At 55.7% G+C, this 20017-nt stretch carries 17 protein-coding genes; all 17 read left to right on the top strand.

Going from position 1 to position 20017, the window contains the following annotated elements:
• Positions 1-360 precede the first annotated feature (360 nt).
• On the top strand, positions 361-2085 hold the full coding sequence (gene ilvI, locus AC0TNG_RS13700) for an acetolactate synthase 3 large subunit (protein WP_473712536.1): 1725 nt from the start codon (positions 361-363) through the stop codon (positions 2083-2085).
• Between the two features lies 1 nt (position 2086).
• Positions 2087-2578 carry an acetolactate synthase small subunit gene (ilvN, locus tag AC0TNG_RS13695; RefSeq protein WP_008501994.1) on the top strand — a complete coding sequence of 164 codons (492 nt, stop codon included), beginning with the start codon at positions 2087-2089 and terminating at the stop codon, positions 2576-2578.
• A 179-nt stretch (positions 2579-2757) separates the two neighbouring features.
• Positions 2758-3765 carry a catabolite repressor/activator gene (cra, locus tag AC0TNG_RS13690; protein ID WP_008501993.1) on the top strand — a complete coding sequence of 336 codons (1008 nt, stop codon included), beginning with the start codon at positions 2758-2760 and terminating at the stop codon, positions 3763-3765.
• Positions 3766-4364: 599 nt separating this feature from the next.
• Positions 4365-4823 carry a division/cell wall cluster transcriptional repressor MraZ gene (mraZ, locus tag AC0TNG_RS13685; RefSeq protein ID WP_021240528.1) on the top strand — a complete coding sequence of 153 codons (459 nt, stop codon included), beginning with the start codon at positions 4365-4367 and terminating at the stop codon, positions 4821-4823.
• Between the two features lie 2 nt (positions 4824-4825).
• Entirely contained in the window at positions 4826-5767 is a 942-nt protein-coding gene (gene rsmH / locus AC0TNG_RS13680) for a 16S rRNA (cytosine(1402)-N(4))-methyltransferase RsmH (protein WP_021240527.1), read from the top strand.
• Complete coding sequence (gene ftsL / locus AC0TNG_RS13675; RefSeq protein ID WP_008501989.1) at positions 5764-6129, top strand: cell division protein FtsL; 366 nt, start codon at positions 5764-5766, stop codon at positions 6127-6129. The genes rsmH and ftsL overlap by 4 nt, the downstream gene beginning before the upstream one ends.
• 15 nt (positions 6130-6144) lie before the next feature.
• Positions 6145-7911 (top strand): peptidoglycan glycosyltransferase FtsI, encoded by a 1767-nt coding sequence (locus AC0TNG_RS13670; RefSeq protein WP_024907454.1) that lies wholly within the window; start codon positions 6145-6147, stop codon positions 7909-7911.
• Positions 7898-9385, top strand: coding sequence for a UDP-N-acetylmuramoyl-L-alanyl-D-glutamate--2,6-diaminopimelate ligase (murE, locus tag AC0TNG_RS13665; protein WP_473712535.1), 1488 nt, complete (start codon positions 7898-7900; stop codon positions 9383-9385). The genes AC0TNG_RS13670 and murE overlap by 14 nt, the downstream gene beginning before the upstream one ends.
• Positions 9382-10740: a UDP-N-acetylmuramoyl-tripeptide--D-alanyl-D-alanine ligase gene (gene murF / locus AC0TNG_RS13660; protein WP_473712534.1), complete on the top strand. Its 1359-nt coding sequence runs from the start codon at positions 9382-9384 to the stop codon at positions 10738-10740. The genes murE and murF overlap by 4 nt, the downstream gene beginning before the upstream one ends.
• The gene (mraY, locus tag AC0TNG_RS13655) at positions 10734-11816 is read left to right on the top strand and encodes a phospho-N-acetylmuramoyl-pentapeptide-transferase (RefSeq protein WP_008501985.1); all 1083 of its coding nucleotides are present in this window, start codon (positions 10734-10736) and stop codon (positions 11814-11816) included. The genes murF and mraY overlap by 7 nt, the downstream gene beginning before the upstream one ends.
• 2 nt (positions 11817-11818) lie before the next feature.
• Positions 11819-13135, top strand: a complete 1317-nt coding sequence (murD, locus tag AC0TNG_RS13650) for a UDP-N-acetylmuramoyl-L-alanine--D-glutamate ligase (protein WP_024907457.1) — start codon at positions 11819-11821, stop codon at positions 13133-13135.
• The gene (ftsW, locus tag AC0TNG_RS13645; protein ID WP_024907458.1) at positions 13135-14379 is read left to right on the top strand and encodes a cell division protein FtsW; all 1245 of its coding nucleotides are present in this window, start codon (positions 13135-13137) and stop codon (positions 14377-14379) included. The genes murD and ftsW overlap by 1 nt, the downstream gene beginning before the upstream one ends.
• On the top strand, positions 14376-15440 hold the full coding sequence (gene murG / locus AC0TNG_RS13640; protein WP_248165995.1) for an undecaprenyldiphospho-muramoylpentapeptide beta-N-acetylglucosaminyltransferase: 1065 nt from the start codon (positions 14376-14378) through the stop codon (positions 15438-15440). The genes ftsW and murG overlap by 4 nt, the downstream gene beginning before the upstream one ends.
• Before the next feature lie 56 nt (positions 15441-15496).
• A complete protein-coding gene (murC, locus tag AC0TNG_RS13635) occupies positions 15497-16972 on the top strand; it encodes a UDP-N-acetylmuramate--L-alanine ligase (protein WP_473712533.1) in 1476 nt (491 codons plus the stop codon).
• Positions 16965-17885: a D-alanine--D-alanine ligase gene (locus tag AC0TNG_RS13630; protein WP_473712532.1), complete on the top strand. Its 921-nt coding sequence runs from the start codon at positions 16965-16967 to the stop codon at positions 17883-17885. Before murC ends, AC0TNG_RS13630 begins: the two co-directional genes overlap by 8 nt.
• A gap of 1 nt (position 17886) precedes the next feature.
• A complete protein-coding gene (ftsQ, locus tag AC0TNG_RS13625; protein WP_023293285.1) occupies positions 17887-18729 on the top strand; it encodes a cell division protein FtsQ in 843 nt (280 codons plus the stop codon).
• Positions 18726-19982, top strand: a complete 1257-nt coding sequence (gene ftsA, locus AC0TNG_RS13620) for a cell division protein FtsA (RefSeq protein WP_023334508.1) — start codon at positions 18726-18728, stop codon at positions 19980-19982. The genes ftsQ and ftsA overlap by 4 nt, the downstream gene beginning before the upstream one ends.
• Positions 19983-20017: the final 35 nt, after the last annotated feature.

Raw genomic sequence — 20017 nt, 5'->3', positions numbered from 1 at the left:
TCGGTTTATGTGATTTATCCTGAGTTCTTTTAGATAATTGCTATTTTATTCTGTGGTGCTTTTTTTCGGGCTGCTCTCCGGCACGCAAAAATAGATGATTTCCTGCATTGTCGCGCTTTTCAGCGATGATTTATCACCCCATCCTCTATTCCCAGAGGAATTAACCATATCTCCTGTTAACGCCTGCTTTTTCTGCTTTACGCGCCGTTTATCTACCCGGGTTTGCTAATTGCCTGCCTCATAACGAGCGGTTAAGGTAAAGAACACTCTGCAAAATATAAGATTGGTTTATCCCAATCGTAAGACGGTGCGGAAATGAATTCGGCAGTCCGTCTATAACAAAATGCCTGGAGGCAAAGCATGGAGATGTTGTCTGGCGCGGAAATGGTCGTTCGGTCGCTGATCGATCAGGGCGTAAAGCAAGTGTTCGGCTACCCTGGCGGTGCGGTCCTCGATATTTATGATGCGCTGCATACGGTAGGGGGCATTGACCATGTTCTGGTACGTCACGAGCAGGCGGCGGTGCACATGGCTGACGGCCTGGCGCGTGCGACGGGTGAAGTGGGCGTGGTGTTAGTCACGTCCGGCCCCGGCGCGACAAATGCCATTACCGGCATTGCGACGGCCTATATGGACTCTATCCCGCTGGTGATCCTCTCCGGGCAGGTGGCAACCTCACTGATTGGCTACGATGCTTTTCAGGAGTGCGACATGGTCGGGATTTCGCGTCCCGTTGTGAAGCACAGCTTCCTGGTCAAGCAAACAGAAGACATTCCCGGCGTACTGAAAAAAGCCTTCTGGCTGGCGGCGAGCGGACGTCCAGGACCGGTGGTGGTCGATCTGCCTAAAGATATCCTGAACCCGGCAAACAAGCTGCCTTATGTCTGGCCGGAATCGGTCAGCATGCGCTCTTATAACCCAACAACGCAGGGGCATAAAGGACAGATCAAGCGGGCGTTGCAAACGCTTCTGGCAGCCAAAAAACCGGTCGTCTATGTCGGCGGCGGGGCGATCAACGCTGCCTGTGAAACCCAGCTTCGTGAGCTGGTCGAAAAACTCAACCTTCCTGTGGCGTCGTCGCTGATGGGGCTGGGGGCGTTTCCCGCCACTCACCGCCAGGCGCTCGGCATGCTGGGTATGCACGGTACCTATGAAGCCAACATGACGATGCATCACTCCGATGTGATCTTTGCCGTCGGCGTGCGCTTTGACGATCGCACCACCAACAACCTGGCAAAGTATTGCCCGAACGCCACCGTGCTGCACATTGATATCGATCCTACGTCAATTTCAAAAACAGTGGCGGCTGATGTGCCGATCGTCGGTGATGCTCGTCAGGTTCTGGAGCAAATGCTGGACCTGCTGACCCAGGAGAGTGCAACCCAGCCGCTGGATGAGATCCGCGACTGGTGGCAGCAGATTGAACAGTGGCGCGCGCGTCAGTGCCTGAAATATGACACGCAAAGCGAAAACATTAAGCCGCAGGCGGTCATCGAAGCGGTGTGGCGACTGACGAAAGGTGAGGCGTACGTAACCTCAGACGTGGGACAGCACCAGATGTTTGCCGCCCTGTATTACCCGTTTGATAAACCGCGACACTGGATCAACTCCGGTGGTTTAGGAACCATGGGCTTTGGTCTGCCTGCCGCGCTGGGCGTGAAGCTGGCGTTGCCGAATGAAACCGTCGTCTGCGTGACCGGTGATGGCAGTATTCAGATGAACATTCAGGAACTGTCTACCGCGCTGCAATATGAACTGCCGGTACTGGTGCTGAACCTGAATAACGGGTATCTCGGTATGGTGAAGCAGTGGCAGGATATGATCTACTCTGGCCGTCATTCTCAGTCATACATGAAATCGCTGCCGGACTTTGTTCGTCTTGCTGAAGCTTACGGCCATGTAGGCATGCGGGTAACCGATCCGGCTGAGCTGGAAGCGAAGCTCGCGCAAGCGCTTGAGCACGTTAAAAACAACCGCCTCGTCTTTATGGATGTGATTGTTGATGGGACCGAACACGTTTATCCGATGCATATTCGTGGTGGTGGTATGGATGAAATGTGGTTAAGCAAAACGGAGAGAACCTGATATGCGCCGGATATTATCTGTTTTACTGGAAAACGAGTCTGGCGCACTGTCGCGCGTCATTGGTCTTTTTGCACAGCGCGGCTATAACATTGAAAGCCTGACCGTTGCCCCGACGGAAGACCCTACGCTATCGCGCATGACGATCCAAACCGTCGGCGATGCCAAAGTGCTTGAGCAGATTGAGAAACAGCTGCATAAGCTGGTTGATGTGCTGCGCGTGAGCGAGCTGGGGCAGGGGGCCTACGTTGAACGAGAGGTCATGCTGGTGAAAATCCAGGCCAGCGGCTACGGGCGTGAAGAAGTTAAACGCAATGCGGATATTTTCCGCGGACAGATTATTGACGTCACCCCTTCTCTTTATACGGTTCAGCTGGTTGGGACAAGCGACAAGCTGGATGCTTTCCTGGCGTCAGTGCGGGATGTCGCAAAAATTGTTGAGGTCGCGAGATCGGGTGTAGTCGGTCTGTCACGCGGCGAGAAAATCATGCGTTAGTTGTCAAAAAGGTTCGCCTCTTTCTGCCCGGTCACCAAAGCCGGGCTTTTTTTTGCGTAATCAGCCGACAACGCAGATAAAAGCGGTTGCCGCGAAGGCTTTTCTGCGTTTAGATGTTAAAAGATTTAACCATAACCTTGACAGGGCCATGGACTCTTTTCTTTTTTTAAGGGGCAATTGTGAAACTGGATGAAATCGCCCGGCTAGCCGGCGTGTCACGGACAACGGCCAGCTATGTGATTAACGGTAAAGCAAAGCAGTACCGTGTCAGCGACAAGACCGTTGAAAAAGTTATGGCGGTGGTTCGTGAGCATAACTACCATCCGAATGCTGTCGCAGCCGGTCTGCGTGCCGGGCGTACCCGCTCTATTGGTCTGGTGATCCCTGACCTGGAAAACACCAGCTATACCCGTATCGCCAACTATCTTGAACGTCAGGCGCGTCAGCGCGGCTATCAGTTGCTGATTGCCTGCTCAGAAGACCAGCCTGATAACGAGATGCGCTGTATTGAGCATCTGCTCCAGCGTCAGGTGGATGCCATTATCGTGTCGACCTCCTTGCCGCCAGAGCATCCGTTCTACCAGCGCTGGGCGAATGACCCGTTCCCAATTGTGGCGCTGGATCGCGCGCTCGATCGCGAGCATTTCACCAGCGTCGTGGGTGCGGATCAGGATGATGCAGAAATGCTGGCCGCAGAGTTGAGAACGTTCCCCGCGGAAACGGTGCTGTATCTTGGCGCGTTGCCCGAGCTTTCCGTGAGCTTCCTGCGCGAGCAGGGATTCAGAACCGCCTGGAAAGACGATCCGCGCGAGGTTCACTACCTCTATGCCAACAGCTACGAGCGTGAAGCCGCCGCGCAGCTGTTCGAGAAATGGCTGGAAACGCATCCGATGCCTCAGGCGCTGTTCACCACGTCGTTTGCGCTGTTGCAGGGCGTCATGGACGTGACCTTACGCCGGGAAGGTAAACTGCCCTCCGACCTGGCGATTGCCACGTTCGGGGATAACGAGCTGCTCGACTTCCTCCAGTGCCCGGTGCTGGCGGTAGCACAGCGTCACCGCGATGTGGCTGAACGCGTGCTGGAGATTGTGCTGGCAAGCCTGGATGAGCCGCGCAAGCCGAAACCGGGCCTGACGCGTATCAAACGTAATCTCTACCATCGCGGAATTTTAAGCCGCCAAAAATGAAATGACCGGGGCGGCGAAATCTGCCCCCTTTTGTTGCGATAATTCGTGCAGATAATTCCCGGAGAGAAATTAGGATAATTCTTGAGGGATCCTAATCACCTATTTTTCTTAATTCATTCTGGCTTTTAAATTGTCTTTTTAAGAACGTCCGGTCGATTTTAAACGGCATTGTTTGTATTATTTTGTTACAAACCCTTTTCGGTCGATGAATAATCAGACGTTTTTCCTCCTCCTTTGCCAGCTTACGTGGCAACCGCTGCGCTTACCGGGTGCCTGGGTGAATCTGGCGCTGTTATCCCCTGAGAATCTGTCATAAAATGCTGCCCGCGTCGCAAACTGACACTTTATATTTATCTGCGATGATATTGAGTGAGCTTTAACGCTAGTGTGCATATTCGGTTTTTTTCTTACAAATATTCATAACGTTAATTTTGCCTCGCCAGTTGTGCAGTTATTAACCAGGACTGTTTATCTCTGTAAATAGAGGGCTTCCGAGTCCTTATATGGAGAGTCCTGGCTTGACAAGCTTTTCCCTCGCTCCGTAAACTCCTTTAGGTGGGAATTTGTGGGTTAAAGTGGTGAGGAGGGGTGAGACTGGCATGTTCCGTGGAGCTACGTTAGTCAATCTCGACAGCAAAGGGCGTTTATCGGTACCAACCCGATACCGCGACCAGCTGATTGAGAACGCTGCGGGTCAAATGGTTTGCACCATTGACATTAACTCCCCCTGCCTGCTGCTTTACCCCTTGCCTGAATGGGAAATTATTGAGCAAAAGCTGTCGCGACTGTCGAGCATGAACCCGCAGGAACGCCGCGTACAGCGGCTGTTATTGGGACATGCCAGTGAATGTCAGATGGATAACGCAGGGCGATTACTGATTGCCCCTGTGTTGCGGCAACATGCCGGTCTGACCAAAGAAGTGATGCTGGTCGGGCAGTTCAACAAGTTTGAACTGTGGGATGAAACGACCTGGTATCAACAGGTCAAGGAAGATATCGACGCTGAGCAGTCTGATTCCGCGACATTATCGGAACGGCTGCAGGACTTGTCTCTATAAATATGATGGAAAATTATAAACATAAAACGGTGTTACTGGACGAGGCCGTAAACGGCCTGAATATTCGTCCGGATGGCATCTACATTGATGGCACTTTTGGTCGCGGTGGTCACTCACGTTTGATTCTCTCCCAGCTTGGAGAGGAAGGACGTCTGCTGGCAATCGATCGCGATCCGCAGGCTATTGCCGTTGCACAGACCATCAATGACCCACGCTTTTCCATCGTGCATGGACCTTTCTCTGCGCTCGCGGATTATGTCGCTGAGCGCGGCCTGACGGGCAAGATCGACGGGATTCTTCTCGATCTTGGCGTCTCTTCACCCCAACTTGATGATGCTGAACGTGGTTTCTCCTTTATGCGTGATGGTCCGCTGGACATGCGGATGGACCCGACGCGCGGTCAGTCTGCCGCTGAGTGGTTACAGACCGCTGACGAAGCCGATATTGCATGGGTCATCAAAACGTTCGGCGAAGAGCGCTTTGGCAAACGTATTGCGCGCGCCATCGTTGAGCGCAATCGCATTGAGCCAATGACCCGCACCAAAGAGTTGGCCGAAGTGATCGCGGCGGCGACACCGGTGAAGGATAAGCACAAACATCCCGCGACCCGTACCTTCCAGGCGGTTCGCATCTGGGTAAACAGTGAACTGGAGGAAATAGAGCTGGCGCTAAAAAGCTCGCTCGACGTGCTGGCCCCGGGTGGGCGGTTATCCATCATCAGCTTCCATTCGCTGGAAGACCGTATTGTGAAACGCTTCATGCGTGAACAAAGCCGCGGTCCGCAGGTGCCAGCGGGGCTGCCGATGACGGAAGAACAACTCAGGAAGCTGGGGGGCCGTCAGTTGCGAGCATTAGGCAAGTTGATGCCGGGCGAAGAAGAAGTGGCAGAGAATCCACGCGCCCGTAGTTCAGTGCTGCGTGTTGCAGAGAGGACGAACGCATGATCGGCAGAGTGACAGAGACCCTAAGCAAAGTTAAGGATTCGTTAGGAAGCAACGAGCGCCATGCCTTGCCTGGCGTGATCGGCGACGATCTTTTGCGGTTTGGGAAACTGCCACTCTGTCTGTTCATTTGCATCATTGTCACGGCAGTTACGGTGGTGACCACCGCCCACCATACACGTTTATTGACTGCGCAACGCGAGCAGATGGTACTGGAACGCGATGCGCTGGATATTGAATGGCGAAATCTGATCCTTGAAGAAAACGCGCTCGGCGATCATAGCCGGGTTGAACGGATCGCAACGGAAAAGCTGCAGCTGCAGCATGTTGATCCTTCGCAGGAAAATATCGTAGTACAAAAATAAGGGAAAACGCGACGCATGAAAGCAGCGGCAAAAACGCTAAAACCAAAACGTCAGGAAGAACAGGCCAACTTTGTCAGTTGGCGTTTTGCGTTGCTTTGCGGCTGCATTTTACTGGCGCTGGGTTTCCTGCTCGGACGCGTGGCCTGGCTACAAATCGTCGCCCCTGACATGCTGGTACGCCAGGGCGATATGCGCTCTCTGCGCGTCCAGGAAGTGTCGACATCCCGTGGGATGATCACCGACCGCTCGGGTCGTCCGCTGGCGGTGAGCGTGCCGGTGAAGGCTATCTGGGCCGATCCGAAAGAACTGCATGATGCTGGCGGCATCACGCTTGATAACCGGTGGAAGGCCCTTGCGGATGCGCTGAAGATGCCGCTGGACCAGTTATCTTCACGCGTGAATACCAACCCGAGAGGGCGCTTTATCTATCTGGCGCGTCAGGTGAATCCTGACATGGCGGACTACATCAAAAAATTGAAGCTGCCGGGGATCCATCTGCGTGAAGAATCCCGCCGGTACTATCCATCCGGCGAAGTGACTGCTCACCTCATTGGCTTTACTAACGTTGATAGCCAGGGGATTGAGGGCGTTGAAAAAAGCTTTGATAAATGGCTGACCGGCCAGCCCGGTGAGCGCATTGTGCGTAAAGACCGCTATGGTCGCGTGATCGAGGATATTTCCTCAACGGACAGCCAGGCAGCACACAACCTTGCGCTGAGTATCGATGAGCGGTTACAGGCGCTGGTTTACCGCGAGCTGAACAACGCCGTGGCTTTTAACAAAGCGGAATCGGGCAGTGCCGTGTTAGTTGATGTCAACACGGGTGAAGTGCTGGCGATGGCCAATAGCCCGTCCTACAACCCTAACAATCTTACCGGTACGCAAAAGGATATTATGCGTAACCGTACCATCACCGACGTGTTCGAACCGGGTTCGACCGTTAAGCCGATGGTCGTCATGACTGCACTTCAGCGCGGTATCGTTAATGAAAATACCGTACTGAATACCATTCCTTACCGAATTAACGGTCACGAAATCAAAGACGTGGCGCGCTACAGCGAATTGACCCTGACCGGGGTGTTACAGAAGTCGAGTAACGTCGGTGTTTCAAAGCTGGCGTTAGCGATGCCGTCCTCAGCGTTAGTAGAGACTTACTCACGTTTTGGGCTTGGAAAGGCGACCAATTTGGGGTTGGTCGGAGAACGCAGTGGCTTATATCCTCAAAAACAACGGTGGTCTGACATAGAGAGGGCCACCTTCTCTTTCGGCTACGGGCTAATGGTAACCCCGTTACAGTTAGCGCGAGTCTACGCAACGATCGGCAGCTATGGCGTTTATCGTCCGCTGTCGATTACCAAAGTTGATCCACCGGTTCCCGGTGAGCGTATCTTCCCGGAATCGACCGTCCGTACTGTTGTTCATATGATGGAAAGCGTGGCGCTGCCCGGCGGCGGCGGCGTGAAGGCGGCAATCAAAGGTTATCGCATCGCTATCAAGACCGGTACGGCGAAAAAAGTGGGGCCGGATGGCCGCTATATCAACAAATACATTGCCTATACCGCAGGCGTTGCGCCTGCAAGCAATCCGCGTTTTGCGCTGGTGGTCGTGATTAACGATCCACAGGCGGGTAAATACTACGGCGGCGCCGTCTCCGCGCCTGTGTTCGGGGCTATCATGGGCGGCGTGTTACGTACCATGAACATTGAACCGGATGCGCTGGCGACGGGCGAAAAAAGTGAATTTGTAATTAATCAAGGCGAGGGTACAGGTGGCAGATCGTAATTTGCGCGACCTTCTCGCTCCGTGGGTGCCAAATGCACCGGAGCGAGCACTGCGAGAGATGATACTGGACAGCCGCGTGGCTGCTTCTGGCGATCTTTTTGTGGCGGTGGTCGGTCATCAGGCGGACGGGCGTCGTTATATCCCGCAGGCGATTGCGCAAGGTGTGGCTGCCATTATTGCTGAGGCTAAAGATGAGGCAACCGACGGTGAGATCCGTGAAATGCACGGCGTACCGGTCATCTATCTCAGCCAGTTAAACGAACGTCTTTCCGCACTGGCGGGGCGTTTTTATCACGAACCTTCCGACCAGCTGCGCCTGGTTGGCGTGACGGGTACCAACGGTAAAACCACCACCACGCAGCTGATGGCGCAGTGGGCCCAGCTGCTGGGTGAAACCGGTGCGGTGATGGGGACCGTAGGTAACGGCCTGCTGGGCAAAGTGAGCCCAACGGAAAACACCACCGGCTCCGCGGTAGACGTACAGCATGTGCTTGCCGGTCTGGCAGGGCAGGGGGCAACCTTTGCTGCGATGGAAGTCTCTTCGCACGGTCTGGTACAGCACCGCGTCGCGGCGCTGAAATTTGCCGCTTCCGTGTTTACCAATCTGAGCCGCGATCATCTTGATTATCATGGTGATATGGAGCATTACGAAGCCGCGAAATGGCTGCTGTTCTCTACTCACCATTACGGACAAGCCATCATCAACGCCGACGACGAAGTGGGCCGCCGCTGGCTGGCAAAGCTGCCGGATGCGGTTGCAGTGTCGATGGAAGACCATATCAATCCAAACTGCCACGGCCGCTGGCTGAAGGCGGTTGAGGTGAAATATCACGACAGCGGGGCGACCATCCGCTTTGCCTCTTCCTGGGGTGAAGGCGAAATTGAAAGCCGCCTGATGGGGGCGTTTAACGTCAGCAACCTGCTGCTGGCGCTGGCAACGCTGCTGGCGCTGGGTTACCCGATGGCTGAGCTGCTGAAAACCGCCGCGCGTCTGCAGCCAGTTTGTGGCCGTATGGAAGTGTTTAGCGCGCCGGGTAAACCGACCGTTGTGGTTGATTATGCCCACACGCCGGATGCGCTGGAAAAAGCGCTGGAAGCGGCGCGCCTGCACTGTACCGGTAAGCTCTGGTGCGTGTTTGGCTGCGGCGGCGATCGTGACAAAGGCAAACGCCCGCTGATGGGGGCTATTGCCGAGCAGTTTGCAGATATTCCGGTAGTCACCGATGACAACCCGCGTACGGAAGAGCCGCGCGCCATCATCAATGACATTCTGGCGGGCATGCTGGACGCGGGCCGCGCTCGCGTGGTGGAAGGCCGTGCGGAAGCCGTGACTAACACCATCATGCAGGCGCGGGAGAATGATGTTGTCCTGCTGGCGGGTAAAGGCCATGAAGATTATCAGATCGTTGGCAATCGCCGTCTGGACTACTCGGACCGCGTAACGGCAGCACGTCTGCTGGGAGTCGTGGCATGATTAGCATCACGTTAAGCCAGGCCGCTGCCATTCTGCAGGGCGACCTGCACGGGCAAGACCTGACGATTGATGCCGTCACGACGGACACCCGCAAAATCACCGCAGGCTGTCTGTTTGTGGCGCTGAAAGGCGAGCGTTTTGACGCGCATGATTTTGCTGAACAGGCCAAAGAGAACGGCGCCGGTGCGCTGCTGGTCAGCCGCAAGCTGGATATCGAACTGCCGCAAATTGTGGTGAAAGATACGCGTCTCGCGTTCGGTGAGCTGGCCGCCTGGGTCCGTCAGCAGGTCCCTGCGCGCGTTGTCGCCCTGACCGGATCATCAGGCAAGACGTCGGTGAAAGAGATGACGGCGGCGATCCTCAGCCAGTGCGGGAATACGCTTTATACCGCGGGCAACCTCAATAATGACATTGGCGTGCCGATGACATTACTCCGCCTGACCAAAGAACATGAATTTGCGGTGATCGAGTTAGGGGCAAACCACCAGGGCGAAATCGCCTGGACCGTGAGCCTGACTCGCCCGGAAGCCGCGCTGGTGAATAACCTCGCGGCTGCGCATCTGGAAGGCTTTGGCTCGCTGGAAGGCGTAGCAAAAGCCAAAGGTGAGATTTACACCGGCCTGCCGGATGACGGTATCGCCATCCTGAACGCCGATAACAACGACTGGCTGAACTGGCAGAGCATTATTGGTTCGCGTAAAACCTGGCGCTTCTCGCCGAATGCGGTCAACAGTGATTTTACCGCGACCAATATCCACGTGACGTCGCACGGCACAGAATTCACCCTCACCACCCCAACGGGTGGTGTCGATGTGCTGCTGCCGCTGCCGGGTCGCCATAACATCGCCAATGCGCTTGCGGCGGCGGCGTTGTCGACGGCGGTGGGCGCGTCGCATGAAGCGATTAAAACCGGGCTGGCGAACCTGAAAGCCGTGCCGGGACGTCTGTTCCCGATTCAGCTTTCGGAAAATAAGCTGCTGCTGGATGACTCCTACAACGCGAACGTTGGCTCGATGACGGCGGCGGTGCAGGTGTTATCTGAAATGCCGGGCTATCGCATCATGGTAGTTGGCGATATGGCAGAGCTGGGCGACGAAAGCGAAGCCTGTCATATCCAGGTCGGTGAAGCGGCGAAAGCGGCGGGGCTGGACCGTGTGCTGAGCGCAGGAAAACTGAGCCAGGCGATTAGCTATGCCAGCGGCGTTGGCGAGCATTTTGCTGACAAAGCCGCGTTGATAGAGCGCCTCAAAGCGTTGATTGCAGAAAAACAAATTGTGACTGTGTTAGTGAAAGGTTCACGTAGTGCCGCCATGGAAGAGGTTGTGCACGCATTACAGGAGAACGGGACATGTTAGTTTGGCTGGCCGAACATTTGGTCAAATATTATTCAGGCTTTAACGTCTTTTCATATCTGACGTTTCGCGCCATCGTCAGCCTGCTGACTGCGCTGTTCATCTCGTTGTGGATGGGCCCGCGCATGATTGCCCGTCTGCAAAAACTCTCTTTCGGTCAGGTTGTACGTAACGACGGTCCGGAATCGCACTTCAGCAAACGCGGCACGCCGACCATGGGCGGGATCATGATCCTGACCGCCATCGTCGTTTCCGTGCTGCTGTGGGCCTATCCCTCCAACCCGTACGTCTGGTGCGTTCTGACGGTACTGGTGGGTTACGGGATCATCGGTTTTGTTGATGATTACCGCAAAGTTGTTCGTAAAGACACCAAAGGCCTGATTGCCCGCTGGAAATATTTCTGGATGTCGGTGATTGCGCTGGGCGTGGCCTTCGCGCTGTATCTGGCCGGGAAAGATACGCCAGCCACCGAGCTGGTCGTGCCGTTCTTTAAGGACGTGATGCCACAGCTGGGGCTGTTCTACATCCTGCTGGCCTACTTTGTGATTGTCGGTACCGGCAACGCCGTAAACCTGACCGACGGTCTGGATGGCCTGGCCATTATGCCAACCGTCTTTGTCGCCGCCGGTTTTGCGCTGGTGGCATGGGCGACCGGTAACATGAACTTTGCGAACTACCTGCACATCCCTTATCTGCGCCACGCGGGTGAGCTGGTGATCGTCTGTACGGCGATTGTCGGCGCGGGGCTGGGCTTCCTGTGGTTCAACACTTATCCGGCGCAGGTCTTTATGGGGGACGTCGGTTCTCTGGCTTTGGGCGGTGCGCTCGGCATTATCGCCGTACTGCTGCGTCAGGAGTTCCTGCTGGTGATCATGGGCGGTGTGTTTGTGGTTGAAACCCTGTCGGTGATTTTGCAGGTCGGTTCCTTCAAGCTGCGCGGTCAGCGCATCTTCCGTATGGCGCCGATTCACCACCACTATGAACTGAAAGGCTGGCCGGAGCCGCGCGTGATTGTGCGCTTCTGGATTATTTCGCTGATGCTGGTGCTGATTGGCCTGGCAACGCTGAAGGTACGTTAATCATGGCAGATTACCAGGGCAAAAAAGTCGTTATCATCGGGTTGGGTCTTACGGGACTCTCCTGCGTGGACTTTTTCCTCGCGCGTGGCGTGACGCCGCGCGTGATGGATACGCGTGTCTCTCCGCCGGGTCTGGACAAACTGCCTGAACAGGTTGAACGCCACCTTGGTGGTCTGAATGATGACTGGCTGCTGGCAGCCGATCTGATTGTCGCCAGCCCGGGAATGGCGCTGGCGCATCCTTCACTGAGCGCTGCCGCGGATGCGGGCGTTGAGATTATCGGCGATATTGAGCTGTTCTGCCGCGAAGCGCAGGCGCCCGTTATCGCCATTACCGGTTCTAACGGTAAAAGCACCGTCACTACCCTGGTGGGTGAAATGGCGAAAGCGGCGGGCATGAACGTCGGCGTTGGCGGTAACATTGGTTTACCCGCTCTGATGCTGCTGGACAAAGGCTGTGAGCTGTATGTTCTCGAGCTTTCCAGCTTCCAGCTGGAAACAACCTCCAGCCTGCACGCTGCGGCTGCGACAATCCTCAACGTGACTGAAGATCACATGGACAGATATCCATTTGGTCTGCAGCAGTACCGTGCCGCCAAGCTGCGCGTTTATGAGAATGCCAAAGTCTGCGTAGTGAATGCCGATGATGCGCTGACCATGCCGGTGCGTGGCGCAGACGATCGCTGCATCAGCTTCGGTATTACGATGGGGGATTACCACCTGAACCGCCAGCTGGGCGAAACCTGGCTGCGCGTGAAGGGTGAGAAAGTGCTGAACGTGAAAGAGATGAAGCTCACTGGTCAGCACAACTATACCAATGCCCTGGCGGCGCTGGCGCTGGCAGATGCAGTAGGGTTGCCACGCTCCTCCAGCCTGAAAGCATTAACCACGTTTTCTGGGCTGGCACACCGTTTCCAGCTGGCGCTGGAGCACAACGGCGTACGCTGGATCAACGACTCTAAAGCCACCAACGTGGGCAGCACGGAGGCCGCGCTGAACGGCCTGCACGTTGACGGCACGCTGCATTTGCTGCTGGGCGGCGACGGTAAATCAGCGGATTTCTCCTCCCTGAAACCGTATCTTTCCGGTGATAACGTCCGTCTGTACTGCTTCGGCCGTGACGGCAGCGAGCTGGCTGCACTGCGCCCTGAGGTCGCCGAGCAAACCGAAACCATGGAACAGGCGATGCGGCTGATTGCTCCTCGCGTGAAGCCAGGCGATATGGTGCTGCTCTCTCCGGCCTGCGCCAGCCTCGATCAATTCAAGAATTTCGAACAGCGTGGTGATGTCTTTACCCGCCTGGCGAAGGAGTTAGGCTGATGCGTTTATCTCTCCCTCGCCTGAAAATGCCGCGCCTGCCAGGATTTGGGATCCTGGCATGGCTGTTTGCGGCGCTCAAAGGCTGGGTGATGGGCTCTCGTCAAAAAGATAACGATAGTCTGGTCATGTACGATCGCACGCTGTTCTGGCTCACGATGGGGCTGGCAGCGGTCGGCTTTATTATGGTGACGTCAGCCTCAATGCCCGTCGGGCAGCGTCTGGCGAACGATCCTTTCCTGTTTGCCAAGCGTGATGGTCTGTACATCATCCTGGCGTTTTGCCTGGCGCTGGTGACCTTGCGTCTGCCAATGGAGTTCTGGCAGCGGCACAGTACGGCGATGCTGATCGCCTCGATTATTATGCTGCTGATCGTACTGGTGGTGGGGAGCTCTGTTAATGGGGCATCGCGCTGGATCGCCTTTGGCCCGCTGCGTATTCAACCTGCGGAATTTACCAAGCTCTCCCTATTCTGCTACCTGGCTAACTACCTGGTGCGTAAGGTAGATGAAGTGCGTAATAACCTGCGCGGCTTCTTAAAACCGATGGGCGTGATTCTGGTGCTGGCGGTATTACTGCTGGCGCAGCCTGACCTCGGTACCGTTGTCGTGCTGTTCGTTACCACCCTGGCGATGCTGTTCCTGGCGGGCGCGAAGCTGTGGCAGTTCATCGCTATCATCGGAATGGGGATTTCGGCGGTTGTGCTGCTGATCCTCGCCGAGCCTTACCGTATTCGCCGTGTAACCTCGTTCTGGAACCCGTGGGAAGATCCGTTCGGCAGCGGTTATCAGCTGACTCAGTCGCTGATGGCCTTTGGTCGCGGCGAAGTCTGGGGACAGGGTCTGGGTAACTCGGTACAGAAACTGGAGTATTTACCGGAAGCGCACACTGACTTCATCTTCTCCATTATTGCGGAAGAACTGGGTTATATCGGTGTGGTATTAGCGCTATTAATGGTATTCTTCGTCGCTTTCCGCGCCATGTCCATCGGCCGGAAAGCGCTGGAGATCGATCACCGCTTCTCAGGATTCTTAGCCTGTTCAATTGGTATCTGGTTTAGCTTCCAGGCATTGGTTAACGTCGGGGCCGCAGCGGGTATGCTGCCGACCAAAGGTCTGACGTTGCCGTTGATCAGTTATGGTGGTTCCAGTCTGTTGATTATGTCGACGGCCATCATGTTTTTGTTGCGTATAGATTATGAGACGCGTCTGGAAAAAGCCCAGGCGTTTACACGAGGTTCACGATGAATCAACCGAAGCGGTTAATGGTGATGGCAGGCGGTACCGGCGGACACGTGTTCCCGGGACTGGCGGTTGCGCACCATTTAATGGATCAGGGCTGGCAGGTACGCTGGCTGGGAACCGCAGACCGCATGGAAGCCGATCTGGTACCGAAGCACGGTATCGAGATCGACTTTATTCGTATTTCCGGCCTTCGGGGCAAAGGCCTCAAGGCAATGCTGCTGGCACCGGTGCGTATTTTTAACGCCTGGCGTCAGGCGCGCACCATCATGAAGCGCTTTAAGCCGGATGTGGTGCTGGGCATGGGCGGCTATGTCTCGGGTCCTGGCGGGCTGGCGGCGTGGTCGTTAGGTATTCCCGTTGTGCTGCATGAGCAGAACGGTATTGCCGGTCTGACCAACAAGTGGCTGGCGAAAATCGCCACCAAAGTTATGCAGGCGTTTCCCGGCGCGTTCCCGAAAGCGGACGTCGTAGGTAACCCGGTGCGTGTGGACGTGCTGGCGCTGCCGCTGCCGGACGCTCGTCTGACGGGCCGTGAAGGGCCGGTGCGTGTACTGGTCGTCGGCGGCTCTCAGGGCGCGCGTATCTTAAACCAGACGATGCCGCAGGTTGCCGCAAAGCTGGGGAATGCCGTGACGATCTGGCACCAGAGCGGAAAAGGCGCTCAGCAGACCGTTGAGCAGGCTTACGCAGACGAAGGTCAGCCGCAGCATAAAGTCACAGAGTTTATCGACGACATGGCGGCAGCGTATGCCTGGGCCGATGTCGTGGTCTGTCGTTCAGGCGCGCTGACGGTGAGCGAGATCGCCGCCGCCGGTCTGCCTGCCCTGTTTGTGCCGTTCCAGCACAAAGACCGACAGCAGTACTGGAATGCGCTGCCGCTTGAGAAAGCCGGTGCCGCGAAGATATTTGAGCAGCCACAATTTACCGCCGACGCGGTCGCCACCACCCTGGCGGGCTGGAACAGAGACGCACTGCTGGAGATGGCGCAACGCGCGCGCGCGGCCGCTATCCCTGATGCGACGGAACGGGTGGCAAAAGAAGTGAGCCTGGCAGCCCAGGCTTAACCCTCGCAGCGCGTGAAGCGCGGCACGAATTTTAAGTAGTCGATGGCGTTTAGAGAATGAATACACAACAACTGGCAAAACTGCGTTCAATCGTGCCCGAGATGCGTCGCGTCCGGCACATTCACTTTGTTGGCATCGGTGGTGCTGGCATGGGCGGTATTGCCGAAGTGTTAGCTAACGAAGGCTATCAGATCAGCGGGTCTGACCTGGCGCCAAACCCTGTTACGCAGCAGCTGGCATCGCTTGGGGCGACTATCTATTTCAACCATCGTCCGGAAAACGTGCGCGATGCGAGCGTGGTGGTGGTCTCAAGCGCCATTTCCTCTGACAACCCGGAAATCGTTGCCGCGCATGAAGCGCGCATTCCGGTGATCCGCCGTGCTGAAATGCTGGCGGAACTGATGCGTTTCCGTCACGGCATCGCTATTGCCGGGACCCACGGTAAAACCACGACCACGGCGATGGTCTCCAGTATTTATGCGGAAGCGGGTCTCGATCCGACCTTCGTCAACGGCGGTCTGGTCAAAGCCGCAGGCGTACATGCGCGTCTGGGCCACAGCCGTTATCTGATTGCCGAAGCGGATGAGAGCGACGCGTCGTTCCTGCACCTGCAGCCAATGGTGGCGATTGTCACCAACATCGAAGCTGACCATATGGATACCTACCAGGGCGACTTCGAGAACCTAAAGCAGACCTTCATCAACTTCCTGCACAACCTGCCGTTCTATGGACGCGCGGTGATGTGCGTAGACGATCCGGTGATCCGTGAGCTGCTGCCGCGCGTGGGTCGTCAAATCACCACTTACGGCTTCAGCGAAGACGCTGACGTTCGCGTGGAAGAGTACAAACAGATTGGTGCGCAGGGGCATTTCACGCTGGCGCGTCAGGACAAAGAACTGCTGCACGTCACGCTGAATGCGCCAGGTCGTCATAACGCCCTCAATGCCGCAGCGGCAGTGGCCGTCGCGACGGAAGAAGGCATTGATGATGATGCGATTCTGCGCGCGCTGGAAAGCTTCCAGGGCACCGGCCGTCGCTTCGACTTCCTCGGTGAATTCCCGCTGGACGCCGTGAACGGTAAAGCCGGCACAGCGATGCTGGTGGACGACTACGGCCACCATCCGACCGAAGTGGACGCCACCATCAAAGCCGCACGTGCAGGCTGGCCTGACAAGAATCTGGTGATGATCTTCCAGCCGCACCGCTTCACGCGTACGCGCGATCTGTACGACGATTTCTCCAGCGTCCTTTCACAGGTCGATACACTGTTAATGCTGGATGTTTATTCAGCGGGCGAAACTCCGATTCCGGGCGCAGACAGTCGTTCTTTATGTCGCACCATCCGTGGACGCGGTAAAGTTGACCCTATTCTGGTTTCTGACCCTGCACAGGTGGCGGAAATTCTGGCACCGGTCCTGACAGGTAACGATCTGATTCTGATTCAGGGGGCGGGAAATATCGGCAAAATCGCCCGTACCTTAGCTGAAATCAAACTGAAGCCGCAAACTCAGGAGGATGAGCATCATGGCTGATAAGATTGCTGTCCTGTCTGGCGGCACCTCAGCAGAGCGTGAGGTTTCCCTGAATTCCGGCGCGGCTGTGCTCGCGGGCCTGCGTGAAGGGGGCGTCAATGCGCACCTGGTCGACCCAAAAGAGGTCGACGTGACGCAATTAAAAGCCATGGGTTTCGATAAAGTCTTTATCGCTTTACACGGTCGTGGCGGTGAAGATGGCACCCTGCAGGGGCTTCTGGATTTGATCGGCATGCCGTACACCGGCAGTGGCGTGATGGCCTCCGCTATCTCTATGGATAAACTGCGCAGCAAACTCCTGTGGCAGGGCGCGGGGTTACCCGTTGCGCCATGGGTTGCACTGACGCGTCGCGAATTTGAATTGGGCCTGCCGGATAGCGTTAATACACGCATTGCTGAACTGGGCTTACCGGTTATTGTAAAGCCCAGCCGGGAAGGCTCCAGTGTGGGAATGTCCAAAGTCGACAAAGCTGAAGATTTTTCGTCCGCTTTAGCACTGGCATTTCAACATGATGAAGAAGTTCTGATTGAAAAATGGCTCAGCGGGCCAGAATTTACCGTCGCGATGCTTGGCGAAGAAATTTTACCGTCAATCCGTATCCAACCCGCTGGAGTCTTCTATGATTATGAGGCGAAGTATCTCTCTGATGAGACGCAATATTTCTGCCCAAGTGGTCTTGAAGCTGAGCGTGAAGCCGATTTACAGTCCCTGGTGCTTAAAGCCTGGCATGTTCTGGGTTGCCAGGGCTGGGGGCGCATCGACGTGATGCAGGACCGGGATGGACAATTTTATCTGCTGGAAGCCAATACCTCTCCGGGAATGACCAGCCACAGCCTTGTGCCGATGGCCGCGCGTCAGGCGGGGATGAGCTTCTCGCAGTTAGTCGTACGCATTCTGGACCAGGCGGGCTGATATGTCTCAGGCTGCATTGAACACGCGCAACCGCGATGACGAGGAAGAATACACCTCTTCACGCCGCAGTAATGGAACGCGTCTTGCAGGCATCATTTTCCTGCTCGGGGTGCTGTGCACCGTGTTTATCAGCGGCTGGATGGTCCTGGGCTGGATGGAAGATGCGCAGCGGTTGCCACTTTCTAAGCTGGTGGTCACCGGTGAGCGTCACTACACGCGTAACGACGATATTCGCCAGTCAATACTGGCACTGGGCTCGCCTGGCACCTTTATGACGCAGGACGTCAATATTATCCAGAGCCAGATTGAACGTCTGCCATGGATAAAACAGGCGAGCGTAAGAAAGCAATGGCCTGATGAATTGAAGATTCATCTGGTTGAATATGTGCCCATTGCGCGTTGGAATGATCAGCACATGGTTGACGTCGACGGAAATTCCTTCAGCGTCCCGGCCGATCGTGTCAACAAGCAAAATTTACCGATGTTGTATGGCCCTGAAGGCAGCGAAAACGAAGTGTTACAGGGTTTTCGCGAGATGGGTCAGGTGCTGGCGAAGGACAGGTTTACGTTAAAAGATGCTGCCATGACGGCGCGCCGTTCCTGGCAGCTTACGTTAACGAACGGCATTAAGCTCAACCTGGGGCGCGGGGACACCATGAAACGTCTGGCGCGTTTTGTCGAACTTTACCCGGTTTTACAGCAGCAGGCACAGACTGACGGCAAACGGATAAGCTACGTTGATTTGCGCTATGACTCAGGCGCAGCAGTCGGTTGGGTACCGGCTCCGGTCGAGGAACCTAATCAGCAACAGAATCAGGCACAGGTACAGGCAGAACAACAATGATCAAGGCGACGGACAGAAAACTGGTAGTTGGACTGGAGATTGGCACCGCGAAGGTTGCCGCTTTAGTAGGGGAAGTTCTGCCCGACGGTATGGTCAATATCATTGGCGTGGGCAGTTGCCCGTCCCGTGGTATGGATAAAGGTGGGGTAAACGATCTTGAATCGGTGGTGAAGTGCGTCCAGCGCGCCATCGATCAGGCTGAATTGATGGCAGATTGCCAGATTTCTTCTGTCTATCTGGCCCTTTCTGGTAAGCACATTAGCTGCCAGAACGAAATCGGTATGGTGCCGATTTCTGAGGAAGAAGTCACGCAGGAAGACGTTGAAAACGTCGTGCACACGGCGAAGTCCGTGCGCGTCCGCGATGAGCATCGCGTGCTGCATGTCATCCCGCAGGAATATGCGATTGACTACCAGGAAGGGATCAAGAACCCGGTCGGTCTTTCTGGCGTACGTATGCAGGCAAAAGTGCACCTGATCACATGTCACAACGATATGGCGAAGAACATTGTAAAAGCCGTTGAACGTTGTGGCCTGAAAGTTGACCAACTTATTTTCGCGGGTCTGGCGGCAAGTTATTCCGTGCTGACCGAAGATGAACGTGAACTGGGTGTCTGTGTGGTCGATATTGGTGGTGGTACAATGGATATTGCCGTATATACCGGCGGTGCGTTGCGCCACACCAAAGTGATCCCGTACGCAGGGAACGTCGTGACCAGCGATATTGCTTACGCTTTTGGTACGCCGCCGAGCGATGCAGAAGCGATTAAAGTGCGCCACGGCTGTGCGCTGGGGTCTATTGTTGGCAAAGATGAGAGCGTTGAAGTGCCGAGCGTTGGTGGTCGTCCACCGCGCAGCCTGCAGCGCCAGACGTTGGCAGAGGTGATTGAGCCGCGCTATACCGAGCTGCTCAACCTGGTCAACGAAGAGATTTTACAGTTACAGGAACAGCTTCGTCAGCAGGGCGTTAAACATCATCTTGCGGCGGGGATTGTATTAACCGGCGGCGCAGCGCAAATTGAAGGTCTTGCGGCCTGTGCACAGCGCGTGTTCCATACGCAGGTGCGTATTGGTGCGCCGCTGAATATCACCGGTTTAACGGATTATGCTCAGGAGCCGTATTATTCAACGGCCGTGGGCCTGCTCCACTACGGGAAGGAATCTCATCTCAGTGGTGAAGCAGAAGTGGAAAAACGCGTCTCAGTGGGGTCGTGGGTCAAACGACTGAACAACTGGTTGCGAAAAGAGTTTTAATTTTTTTAAGAGACCGGAGAGAATTAGCGGTCTCG

The organism is Enterobacter sp. PL_is514 (assembly GCF_055816715.1).
Note: the sequence above shows the minus strand (reverse complement) of the source record. Positions and strands in the feature narration are given on the sequence as shown.

What these genes read in the sequence shown, in the direction of transcription:
- murF (WP_473712534.1), top strand. Translation starts at nt 9,382, where the DNA reads ATGATTAGCATCACGTTAAGCCAGGCCGCTGCCATTCTGCAGGGCGAC.
- AC0TNG_RS13630 (WP_473712532.1), top strand. Translation starts at nt 16,965, where the DNA reads ATGGCTGATAAGATTGCTGTCCTGTCTGGCGGCACCTCAGCAGAGCGT.
- ftsA (WP_023334508.1), top strand. Translation starts at nt 18,726, where the DNA reads ATGATCAAGGCGACGGACAGAAAACTGGTAGTTGGACTGGAGATTGGC.
- mraZ (WP_021240528.1), top strand. Translation starts at nt 4,365, where the DNA reads ATGTTCCGTGGAGCTACGTTAGTCAATCTCGACAGCAAAGGGCGTTTA.
- murG (WP_248165995.1), top strand. Translation starts at nt 14,376, where the DNA reads ATGAATCAACCGAAGCGGTTAATGGTGATGGCAGGCGGTACCGGCGGA.
- ftsL (WP_008501989.1), top strand. Translation starts at nt 5,764, where the DNA reads ATGATCGGCAGAGTGACAGAGACCCTAAGCAAAGTTAAGGATTCGTTA.
- murC (WP_473712533.1), top strand. Translation starts at nt 15,497, where the DNA reads ATGAATACACAACAACTGGCAAAACTGCGTTCAATCGTGCCCGAGATG.
- ftsW (WP_024907458.1), top strand. Translation starts at nt 13,135, where the DNA reads ATGCGTTTATCTCTCCCTCGCCTGAAAATGCCGCGCCTGCCAGGATTT.
- mraY (WP_008501985.1), top strand. Translation starts at nt 10,734, where the DNA reads ATGTTAGTTTGGCTGGCCGAACATTTGGTCAAATATTATTCAGGCTTT.
- AC0TNG_RS13670 (WP_024907454.1), top strand. Translation starts at nt 6,145, where the DNA reads ATGAAAGCAGCGGCAAAAACGCTAAAACCAAAACGTCAGGAAGAACAG.
- ilvI (WP_473712536.1), top strand. Translation starts at nt 361, where the DNA reads ATGGAGATGTTGTCTGGCGCGGAAATGGTCGTTCGGTCGCTGATCGAT.
- rsmH (WP_021240527.1), top strand. Translation starts at nt 4,826, where the DNA reads ATGATGGAAAATTATAAACATAAAACGGTGTTACTGGACGAGGCCGTA.
- ilvN (WP_008501994.1), top strand. Translation starts at nt 2,087, where the DNA reads ATGCGCCGGATATTATCTGTTTTACTGGAAAACGAGTCTGGCGCACTG.
- murD (WP_024907457.1), top strand. Translation starts at nt 11,819, where the DNA reads ATGGCAGATTACCAGGGCAAAAAAGTCGTTATCATCGGGTTGGGTCTT.
- ftsQ (WP_023293285.1), top strand. Translation starts at nt 17,887, where the DNA reads ATGTCTCAGGCTGCATTGAACACGCGCAACCGCGATGACGAGGAAGAA.